8 protein-coding genes are annotated in these 9,685 nt (G+C 62.6%); 6 read left to right on the top strand and 2 right to left on the bottom strand.

Annotated features, from left to right (window positions below; all coding sequences use genetic code 11):
* From J0I64_RS05750 to J0I64_RS05735, 4 genes are all read left to right on the top strand, one after another.
* On the top strand, positions 1-1,189 hold a 1,189-nt coding region (locus J0I64_RS05750), incomplete at its 5' end, for a cbb3-type cytochrome c oxidase subunit I (RefSeq protein WP_291406654.1).
* A 1-nt stretch (position 1,190) separates the two neighbouring features.
* Positions 1,191-1,820 (top strand): cytochrome o ubiquinol oxidase subunit III, encoded by a 630-nt coding sequence (cyoC, locus tag J0I64_RS05745; protein WP_291406653.1) that lies wholly within the window; start codon positions 1,191-1,193, stop codon positions 1,818-1,820.
* Positions 1,817-2,224: a cytochrome o ubiquinol oxidase subunit IV gene (gene cyoD, locus J0I64_RS05740; RefSeq protein ID WP_291406652.1), complete on the top strand. Its 408-nt coding sequence runs from the start codon at positions 1,817-1,819 to the stop codon at positions 2,222-2,224. Before cyoC ends, cyoD begins: the two co-directional genes overlap by 4 nt.
* A gap of 4 nt (positions 2,225-2,228) precedes the next feature.
* The gene (locus J0I64_RS05735; RefSeq protein WP_291406651.1) at positions 2,229-2,948 is read left to right on the top strand and encodes an SURF1 family protein; all 720 of its coding nucleotides are present in this window, start codon (positions 2,229-2,231) and stop codon (positions 2,946-2,948) included.
* Here J0I64_RS05735 and J0I64_RS05730 read toward each other — a convergent pair.
* Both J0I64_RS05730 and J0I64_RS05725 read right to left on the bottom strand, forming a co-directional pair.
* Complete coding sequence (locus J0I64_RS05730; protein WP_291406650.1) at positions 2,945-4,276, bottom strand: HAMP domain-containing sensor histidine kinase; 1,332 nt, start codon at positions 4,274-4,276, stop codon at positions 2,945-2,947. The genes J0I64_RS05735 and J0I64_RS05730 overlap by 4 nt on opposite strands.
* Positions 4,277-4,284: 8 nt before the next feature.
* A complete protein-coding gene (locus J0I64_RS05725) occupies positions 4,285-4,953 on the bottom strand; it encodes a response regulator transcription factor (RefSeq protein ID WP_291406649.1) in 669 nt (222 codons plus the stop codon).
* Between the two features lie 312 nt (positions 4,954-5,265).
* On the opposite strand from J0I64_RS05725, the gene J0I64_RS05720 reads away from it, so the two are divergent.
* Both J0I64_RS05720 and J0I64_RS05715 read left to right on the top strand, forming a co-directional pair.
* The gene (locus tag J0I64_RS05720) at positions 5,266-6,465 is read left to right on the top strand and encodes an efflux RND transporter periplasmic adaptor subunit (protein WP_291406648.1); all 1,200 of its coding nucleotides are present in this window, start codon (positions 5,266-5,268) and stop codon (positions 6,463-6,465) included.
* A gap of 3 nt (positions 6,466-6,468) precedes the next feature.
* Positions 6,469-9,594 (top strand): efflux RND transporter permease subunit, encoded by a 3,126-nt coding sequence (locus tag J0I64_RS05715; protein ID WP_291406647.1) that lies wholly within the window; start codon positions 6,469-6,471, stop codon positions 9,592-9,594.
* The last annotated feature ends 91 nt before the right edge of the window (positions 9,595-9,685 follow it).

Here is a 9,685-nt window from a genome sequence, read left to right as displayed (position 1 = left end):
CTTCTTCACCTCCGATTTCGGCGGCAGCCCGATGATGTACATCAACATCATCTGGATCTGGGGCCACCCGGAGGTCTACATCCTCATCCTGCCGTGCTTCGGCATCTTCTCGGAAGTCGCCTCGACCTTCTCGAGCAAGCGCCTCTTTGGCTACACCTCCATGGTCTATGCGACTGTGGTGATCACGGTGCTGTCCTATCTCGTCTGGCTGCACCACTTCTTCACCATGGGTTCGGGCGCGAGCGTCAACTCGTTCTTCGGCATCACGACGATGATCATCTCGATCCCCACGGGGGCGAAGATCTTCAACTGGCTCTTTACGATGTATAAGGGCCGGATACGCTTCGAACTGCCGATGATGTGGCTCATCGCCTTCATGCTCACCTTCACCATCGGTGGCATGACCGGGGTGCTGCTTGCCGTGCCGCCCGCCGACTTCGTGCTGCACAACTCGCTGTTCCTCGTGGCGCACTTCCACAACGTGATCATCGGCGGCGTGCTGTTCGGTATCTTTGCCGGCATCAACTACTGGTGGCCCAAGGCGTTCGGCTACAAGCTCAACACCTATTGGGGCAAGGTCTCGTTCTGGCTCTGGAATGTCGGCTTCTGGCTGGCCTTCGGTCCGCTCTATGTGCTTGGCCTGATGGGTGTTACCCGGCGCCTGCGCACGTTTGACGATCCGTCGCTGCAGATCTGGTTCATCATCGCCGGCATCGGCGCCCTGGTGATCGCCGGTGGCATCGGCGCCATGCTGATCCAGTTCGCCGTGTCGATCCTTGGCAAGAACAAGGAATGGGACACCACGGGCGATCCGTGGGATGCGCGCACGCTCGAATGGGCGACGTCTTCGCCCCCGCCGCAATACAACTTCGCCTTCACGCCCATCATCCACGACAATGATGCCTGGGCTGACATGAAGAAGCGGCAGGCGCAGCGTCCGATCAACGGGTTCATGGATATCCATATGCCGCGCAATACCGGCACGGGCGTTATCCTTGCCGGCCTCAGCGTCGTGCTCGGCTTTGCCCTGATCTGGTACATGTGGTGGCTGGCCATCCTGAGCTTTGTGGCTCTGATTGGTGCTGCCATCATCCACACCTTCAACTACGACCGCGACTACTACATCCCGGTCGAGGCCGTCGCCGACGTCGAGAACGAACGCACGCGCCTCTTGAGCGGAGCCCGTTAAGATGAGTTCAAACGCAACGACCGCAGAGGGCGAAGCCCCGCAGTTCTACGAGCTCGTGCCGCACCACCACGCTGCGCATGCCTCGACGCCCATCGGGTTCTGGATCTACCTGATGAGCGACTGTCTCATCTTCGCTTCGCTGTTTGCGATCTACGGCGTGCTCGGCGGCAATTTTGCTGCCGGCCCGTCGCCGGCGCACCTGTTCAACCTGCAACTGGTGGCGGTCAGCACCACGGCGCTGCTGCTCAGCTCCATCACCTATGGCTTTGCCATGCTGGACATGGAAGAGGGCAAGAAGACCGGGACCGTCGTCTGGCTCTCGATCACCGGCCTTCTGGGTGCAGTGTTCCTGGGGCTGACGCTCTATGAATTCTACCACATGATCCTCGAAGGGGCGGTGCCGCAGCGTTCGGCCTTCCTCTCGGCCTTCTATGTGCTGGTTGGCACGCACGCCCTGCACGTGACCTTCGGCATTCTCTGGCTCATCACGCTGCTGGCGCAGATCGGCATGAAGGGTCTGATCCCGGCCAACAAGATCCGCGTGCAGTGCCTGTCGATGTTCTGGCACTTCCTCGACGTCATCTGGATTGGCGTCTTTACTGTGGTCTATCTGATGGGGATGCTGCGATGAGCGCTTCGACCTCCACCGACACGCTGGGTCACTCCCATGCCCACCCGAACCCTCATTCGCATGGGGCAGGGCACGACCATGGCACCCGCCGCAGCTACCTGATCGGCTTTGCGCTGTCCGTCATTCTCACCGCCATTCCGTTCTGGCTGGTGATGGGCGACGTGATTGCCGATCGCACGGTGACGACCCTCCTGATCATGGCCTTTGGCGTGGTGCAGATCTTCGTGCACATGGTCTATTTCCTGCACATGAACACCAAGTCCGAGGGCGGCTGGACGATGATGGCGGCGATCTTCACGATCATCATCATCGTCATTGCCCTGGCCGGTTCGCTGTGGGTGATGTTCCACCTCAACACCAACATGATGCCGGGCCATGTGATGAACCCGGCGGACCTGATCTGACGCCATGAGTGAGCGTAAAGGGCAGGGGGCTCGAGGACTTTCCTTCGGGCTCTCTGCCTTTATTGTCTTTGCCGTAATCTGCACCGTTGGCTTTGCCTCGCTCGGCATCTGGCAGGTGGAGCGGCTTGCCTGGAAGAACGCCCTTGTCGAGGCGGTCGAAACGCGCAGCACCGCCGCGCCGCTCGATATCGCGACGACGAACTGGGCGCAGTTCGATCCGGAAAAGAACGAGTATCAGCGCGTTTCGCTCAGCGGGCGATATGAGGGCGCGGATACTTTTACCCAGGCCGTGACCGTCTACGGCGGCGGGTTCTGGGTGATGACGCCGCTGCAACTGGCCGATGGCCGGTCGGTGCTGATCAATCGGGGCTTTGTGACGTCCGAACAGCGCGCAGCGGGTGTGCCGCGTCCCGAGGGCGAGGTTCTGGTGACGGGGCTCTGGCGTGTCAGCGAGCCCGATGGCGGCTTCCTGCGGGCCAATGACCCGGCGGGTGGGCGCTGGTATTCGCGCGATGTCGCCGAGATCGGTCAGGCGCTCGGGATTGCCTCCGTTGCACAGTTCTTTGTCGATGCCGACGCCGATGGCGCTGCCTACCCGGTGGGCGGGCTGACCGTCTTGAGCTTTTCCAACAATCACCTGGTCTACGCGCTGACCTGGTTCGGGCTGACCTTGCTCTCGGTCTTTGCGCTATTCTGGCTGCTGCGGGATCGCTGGCGGCGCTAGGCCTTGATGACGGGCAGGCTGATCTCGAACAGCGCACCGCCTTGCGGCGCCGTCGTCACAGTGATCTTGCCGCCATGGCGTTTGATGATGTCGCGCACAAGGCTCAGACCAAGCCCTGCACCATGCGGGGACTGGGATAGTCGGTGGAACGGCCAGAAGATCTCTTCACGATGCTCAAGGTCGACGCCGGGACCATTGTCTGACACCCCGATCCGGCCGTCCTCTTCCACCGTCACACGAATGTCGACCTCGGGGCCGCCATGGGCCATGGCATTGTGGATGAGATTGGCGACGGCCCGAGACAGCGCGGACGCATCACCCTTTACCTCGACCGGCTTTTCGGGGGCCACGAACTCGATGTCATTGCCCGCATCGATGGCAAGGGGCGCGAGGTCGGCGGTGACCTGGGCTGCGAGGTCGACAAGATCGACCGTTTCGAACGCGTCCGGGGACAGCGCCATGCGATGCAGGTCGAGCAATTCGTTGGCCATGCCGCCGAGGCGCGCGGAGTCACGCTGGAGCTGCCGCTTTTCCGGCCCGTCAGGCAGGGATTCGAGGCGCGTCTGCAGAATGGCGATGGGCGTGCGAAGCTCATGGGCGGCGTCGGCGAGGAAGCGGCGCTGGCGCACGATGCCGCTGTCGAGACGGTCTAGCGCCTCGTTGAAGGCGCGTACCAGCGGTATCAATTCTGTGGGGACGCGGTCATAGGGCAGGCGGACATCGCTCTGGCCGATATCGACAAGAGCCGCCTCGCGCGCGACCTGCTCGACGCCGGCGAGCGAACGACGGATCAATGGTGGAATGGTCAGCATGGTGGCGCCCGAGAGCAGCACCATCAACCCGATGAACATCGGATTGCCGAATGCCTTGGTGATGACATTGAAGCCGAGGGACGGACCGCCGCCGGTCATGACCCAGAGCCGGCCGTAGCTGGAATTGCGCGTGCGGACGACGGCAAAGGGTGAGCGGGGGTCGCCGAAGTCGCTGAAATTGGCCGAGGACACGTGGGTCAGGTTCTGTGGGAACAGGCTGATCGGAGTCGGCACATTACCCTGCTTGATGACGTTGCCATCGGCGTCGATGAGAATGAACCAGAAGTTCGGATAGGTTTCGACCACATGGGCGAGCGCCGGAGTGGGGCTCATGTAGAAGCTGCGATCTTCGATGCGCTGCACGGAGCGCACGATGTCGTCTACTACGCCATCATCAAGGCCCTGCTGGGAGGCAACGGCCAGGAGAAACGGAACGGCCGCGAGCAGAGTGTAACTGATGATCACCACGATCTGGATGGCGATCAGGCCGCGTGAGAGCACGCGGCGCAAGGACAAGGTGCGTTTCACGAGGTGGCCCTGAGCAGGTAACCGATGCCGCGGATGCTGTGAATTTCGACGCCCGCCGGAGCGAGCTTGCGCCTAAGGCGGGATATGTGGGCGTCGAGTGTGTTGGAGGCGATCTCGTCGTCAAAGCCGTAGACGGCCTCTTCGAGGGCGGAGCGCGCAACGGTCCGGCCAGCGCGACGCACAAGGACTTCCAGCGCCAGCACTTCGCGACGGGTGAGCGTCAGCGGCTCGCCATTTGCCGTGGCCGTGCCATCGCCGAGGTTGAAGGTGAGCTTGCCGACGCTGATGCCCATGTCGGCGATCATGGCCGGGCGGCGCATCAGGGCGCGAATGCGGGCGACCAGTTCGTCGACGACGAAGGGCTTTGCGAGATAATCGTCGGCCCCGGTTTCAAGGCCTTCGATGCGGTGCTCGGGGGAGCCGAGGGCGGAGAGCACGATGATCGGCAGGCCGGCCTGTGCCTTGCGCAGCGCGGGAATGATAGTGAGGCTGTCGCCGTCCGGAAGTTTGCGATCAAGCACGGCGATGGAGTGAACAGCATTTTCGACCGCTTCGAGCGCCATTTCCAGGGTCGAAACGTGGTCCACCAGAATGTCGTGGCGCTCGAGAGCACTGATCAGCGCCTTGGCCAGATCAAGCTCATCCTCCACCAGAAGAATACGCATGGTTACCTCATTACGTTCGCACTTATGGCGGACAATGATTGCCATTGCATTGCGTGGGCTTTGCAGTTTCGCAATGTTGCGGCAATATGAGCAACGCTAAAGAAGCGCGATACGAGCAGTTTGACTCACGCGGCGGCCGGGTGCACCGGACTTTGCGCCAAGCCTTGAATGGACACAGCCTTGGCCGACAGTTTGCCCCGCGAGTGCATTACGATGCAGCCCATGCCGCCACCGAACGCTCCAATCTCCAGATAGGCCAGTGCCCACAGGCCGATAGACGATCAATCGACCCCCTTTCATCAGGACACTCCCATGACCACAGCCCACGAAAAGCCCGAATGGGCACAAAGCAAGCGGGAAAAAGAAAATGCCCGCCGGGTCGCCGAGGGCCTGAAACCCAAGCGTCGCATTGGGCCATGGGTCGTGCTCGGTCTGGTCGTCATTGGTGGCGTCGTCTTCTTTGCAACGCGCTCGCCCGCGCCGGTCGAACCGACGGAAGCAGCCGAGGCCGCTCCGGTCGTGCGGCAGCTGCTGTCCTCTGAAATTACCGAAATCGCCCCGGCGACGCTGCGCCAGCGGGTCAAGGTGACGGGCACGCTCGTGCCGGCCAAACAGGCGGTTGTTGCCTCGCAGGCTGCGGGCAGGGTGCTGAGCGTTGCCGTTCGCCCCGGTGACAGCGTCAAGGAAGGTCAGGTTCTGGTCGAGATCGATCAGGCCAATCTGGCGCTGCAACTGGCGCAGCAGCGCGCCACGGCCGACGCCACGCGCGCCCAGCTCGTTTCGTCCCAGCAGCAGCTCGAGCGCACCGAAGAACTGGCCCGCCAGGGTCTGACCAGCCCCTCGGCGCTGGAACAGGCCCGCTCGGCCAATGCGGCCATGCAGGCAAATCTCACCGCACTCGAAAGCGCTGTCTCGTCGGCTGAGCTGGCCCTGAGCAACGCGACCGTGCGTGCGCCTATCGATGGCATCGTTTCGGAACGCTCCGTCGAACCGGGCCAGACCATCGGCACCGGCACGGCGCTCTTTACCCTGGTTAATCTCCAGGAGATGGACTTCCAGGCTTCGGCCTCGATCAATTCGAGCGCGCTCGTTTCGCCCGGCCAGCCGGTCGAAGTCACTGCCACGGGTCTCGACAACCAGACCTTTGAGGGGCGTGTGACCCGCGTAAACCCGGTGGCGGCCACCGGTACTCGCACCGTTCCCATCTATGTCTCGCTCAACAACGATTCCGGTCGCCTGCGCGGCGGCATGTTTGCCACCGGCCTGATCACCGTGGTCGAAAAGCCCGACGCCATTGCCGTGCCCGCGACTGCCGTGCGCGAAGACGCCGAGGGCAGCTATGTGCTCAAGCTCGACAACGGCACGCTCGCCCGCCAGGCCGTCGAACCCGGCACTGCCTGGGACCGCGGCGCAACGCTCGAGGTTTCCGGCCTCACCAAGGGCGATGTCGTGATCGCTTCGCTGCTGACCGAGTTGTCGGCGGGCGAGGCCTACGAGATCGTCGAGGACTAATCGATGTTCCTGACCCGTATCAGCGTCAATCACCCGGTATTTGCCACCATGATCATGGTGGCGATCACGGTCTTTGGCTTTTATTCCTACCAGCGCCTGCCGATCGAGCAGATGCCCGATGTCGACTTCCCCGTCGTCGCCGTGGTCGTCAGCTATCCCGGCGCTTCGCCCGAAGCGGTCGAGGCCGACATCGTCGAGCCCATCGAGGAGGCGGTCAACACCATCGCCGGCCTCGATACGATCCAGTCCACTGCCCAATCTGGGCAGGCCATGGTGCTGATGATCTTCGACCTCGAAGCCAATTCCCAGCAGAAGGCGCAGGACGTTCGCGACAAGATCGACCCGGTCAAGGCACGCTTGCCCAGCGGGGCCGGCGAGCCGCGCGTGCTGCGCTTTGACCCTTCGGCCATGCCGATCCTGTCGCTGGCAGTCAGCTCGAATACCCTCTCCGATCGCGACCTGACAGCGCTGACCGAAGATATCATCGTCAAGCGCATCTCCAATATCAACGGCGTCGGCAGTGCCAGCGTCGTGGGTGGTGTGCCGCGCCAGCTCAACATCAATATCGATCCGGACCGACTGACGGCCTTCAATATCACCCCGAGCGCGGTGACCCAGGCCCTGCAGGCGGCCAACAAGGATCTGGCCGCCGGCTCGATCACCCAAGGCACGATCGTGCAGTCGATCCAGGTTCTCGGGCGTCTCGAAGACCAACAGGACTTTTACGACATCGTCGTGGGCAATCAGGGTGGCCAGCCGGTCACGCTGCGTGACGTCGCGACGATCGAAGACGGGACGGGCGAAGCCTCGAGCCTTGCCATTCTCAATGGCGAGCGGGCGCTTGCCGTCGATATTCTGAAGACCCAGGGCGCCAATACCGTCGGGGTCGCCGCCGATATCCGCAAGACCATTGCCCAGCTTCAGCGTAGCGAGCTGCCCGAAGGGGCTGTCAACATCGAGGTCGTGGTCGATAATGCCAAGCCCGTGGAAGACTCCTTCCACGCCGTGCAGAACATGCTCGTCGAAGGCGCCATTCTCGCCGTCGTCATCGTCTTCATCTTCCTCAACTCGTGGCGCTCGACCGTCATCACGGGCCTCACCCTGCCGATCTCGATCATCGGCACCATGGTGGCGCTCAATTTCCTGGGCTTCACGCTCAACATGATGACGCTGCTGGCCCTGTCTCTGGCCGTCGGTATTCTGATCGACGACGCCATCGTGGTGCGTGAAAACATCACGCGACACCTGCATATGGGCAAGAGTCACCGGCAGGCTGCTTTTGACGGCACCAATGAAATCGGTCTTGCGGTGATGGCGACGACCCTGTCCATCGTCGCGGTGTTCCTTCCCGTCGCGTTCATGGACGGGATCATGGGCCGGTTCTTCCTGCAGTTCGGCGTCACCGTGTCGGTCGCGGTGCTGATCTCGCTGTTCATCGCCTTTACGCTCGACCCGATGATGTCGAGTGTCTGGTATGACCCGGCGGCCAATCCGAACGCCAAGCGTGGTCCCATCGGCAAGGCCGTGCAGCAGTTCGACCGGCTGTTCGAGTGGATCACCGGCGGCTATCGCCACCTCATCCGCTGGGGCCTGAAGTTCCGCAAGACGGTGCTGGGCATCGCTGTGCTCTCCTTCGTCGGCACCTTCTTCCTCTTCCCTCTCGTCGGCGTGGAATTCATTCCCGCGACCGACAACGGCAACTTCTCGATCACCGTCGAGACGCCGGCCGGGTCGAGCAAGGAATATACCGCGGCCAAGATGCGGCAGGCCGAAAAGGTCGTCCGCTCCTTCCCGGTGGTCAAGACGACCTATTCGACCGTCGCGGGTGGCCTGCAATCGGCCGGCGCGAATTCCGGCACCATGACTGTCACGCTCGTCGACAAGGCGGATCGCGACATCACCCCGATCGCGTTCATGCCGCAGGTGCGTCAGGCGCTCGATGCCGTGCCGGGCGCGACCTTCCAGGTCTCGGCAGCTTCGGGTCTCGGCTCATCCTCCGCCCCGGTTTCGGTGACGCTCTATGGCGACAGTTTCAACGTTCTCGAGCGGCTGGCCGACGACCTGATGGCGGAACTGCGCAAGATCGACGGGCTGATCGACATCAAGTCGAGTCTTGATGATGCCCAGCCGGTGGTCGGCATCACCATCAATCGCGACCTCGCCGACAGCCTCGGCGTGTCGATCGCCCAGATCGCGTCGACCATGGCGCCGCTGATCAGCGGTGACGACGTGTCCGACTGGACCTCGCCCAATGGCCAGGTCTATTCGGTGGTCGTCCGGCTGCCCGATTATTTGCGCAACGACATCGACGCCATTGGCAATCTGCCGATCGCGGCCGGTTCGAACGGCATGATCACGCTGTCGCAGGTGGCCGATGTGGTCGAAAGCACCGGGCCGGCGACGATCAACCGGAAGGACCTGCAGCGCGGCGTCACCGTCGAGGCCAATCTCGAAGGCGTCGAGTTGGGCACGGTTACGCCCAAGCTGCAGGAAGCTATCAGCAAGCTGTCCTTCCCGACCGGCTATCGCAGCTCGTTCGGCGGCGAAGTCGAGCAGATTGCCGACACTATGGGTTCTGTCGGTTCGGCGCTCCTGCTCGCGGTGATCTTCATCTACCTGGTTCTCGCCAGCCAGTTCGGCAGCTTCCTGCAGCCGATCGCCATCATGGGCTCGCTGCCCCTGGCGCTGATCGGGGTGATGGTGGGTCTGCTCGTGGGCGGTTCGACGCTGAACATGTTCTCGGCCATCGGTTTCATCATGTTGATGGGCCTTGTGGTGAAGAACGCCATTCTACTCGTCGACAATGCCAACCAGCACGTGAAAGAGGGCTGGAACCTCTATGAGGCGCTGGTCGAAGCTGGTGTCACGCGCTTCCGCCCGATCATCATGACGACGCTCGCCATGATCTTTGGTATGCTGCCGCTCGCGCTGAGCCTGCATGAAGGCAGCGGGCAGAATGCGCCGATGGCCCACGCCGTCATCGGTGGGCTCATCAGCTCCACGGCGCTGACGCTGCTCGTGGTGCCGGTGCTGCTGACCTATATCGACAGCTTCAGCCGCTTCACCCGGCGCTTCCTGCCCAAGTCGCCCGATGACCACGAGCACGTGGCGCCGGCGCCCGCAGAGTAAGCCTCGATCCTTCGCCCCGCCGGTATCCGGCGGGGCGAATGTCTTTTAGTGCCCTGGTACGATGAAATTGGCCCGCTGCGCCGTGGCTTTT

The sequence above is a fragment of the Devosia sp. genome, assembly GCF_017307565.1.
Classification (GTDB): Bacteria; Pseudomonadota; Alphaproteobacteria; order Rhizobiales; family Devosiaceae; genus Devosia.
This window is presented reverse-complemented; position numbering and strand designations above follow the sequence as displayed.

Coding starts and splice junctions, on each gene's coding strand:
- J0I64_RS05735 (WP_291406651.1), top strand. CDS start 2,229: ATGAGTGAGCGTAAAGGGCAGGGGGCTCGAGGACTTTCCTTCGGGCTC.
- J0I64_RS05715 (WP_291406647.1), top strand. CDS start 6,469: ATGTTCCTGACCCGTATCAGCGTCAATCACCCGGTATTTGCCACCATG.
- cyoD (WP_291406652.1), top strand. CDS start 1,817: ATGAGCGCTTCGACCTCCACCGACACGCTGGGTCACTCCCATGCCCAC.
- cyoC (WP_291406653.1), top strand. CDS start 1,191: ATGAGTTCAAACGCAACGACCGCAGAGGGCGAAGCCCCGCAGTTCTAC.
- J0I64_RS05725 (WP_291406649.1), bottom strand. CDS start 4,953: ATGCGTATTCTTCTGGTGGAGGATGAGCTTGATCTGGCCAAGGCGCTG.
- J0I64_RS05720 (WP_291406648.1), top strand. CDS start 5,266: ATGACCACAGCCCACGAAAAGCCCGAATGGGCACAAAGCAAGCGGGAA.